1 protein-coding gene is annotated in these 250 nt (G+C 58.8%); it reads right to left on the bottom strand.

What is annotated here, in order from left to right:
- Positions 1–250, bottom strand: a 250-nt coding sequence (locus ACCD03_RS25600; protein WP_413413294.1) for a hypothetical protein, incomplete at both ends; no start/stop codon positions are given.

Genomic DNA, 250 nt, shown 5'->3' with positions numbered 1-250 from the left:
GGAGTGTGCGCTTCCCAGGCAGCAGCTGCAGGCTTTGAACACGACCTTTCACACTAGCGACGATCACCTCAGGCTTCCCTCCGGCGTCAGGGACGCGCAGGATGTTGTCACCCTGAGCGAACAGGATCGTCCCGTCGTCTTCCCACGCAAATCCAGATGCGTTCACGGCTGGAACGATCGGGACAGGCCCGCCGCCATTAATACTGACCTTCTTGATTTGTCCCTCCTGCGAGAATCCGATCCATTGACC

This window comes from Ralstonia sp. Ralssp135 (genome assembly GCF_047304345.1).
Taxonomy (GTDB): Bacteria; Pseudomonadota; Gammaproteobacteria; order Burkholderiales; family Burkholderiaceae; genus Ralstonia; species Ralstonia chuxiongensis.
The sequence above is the reverse complement of the archived record's forward strand: the minus strand, read 5'-3'. Positions and strand labels throughout refer to the sequence as shown.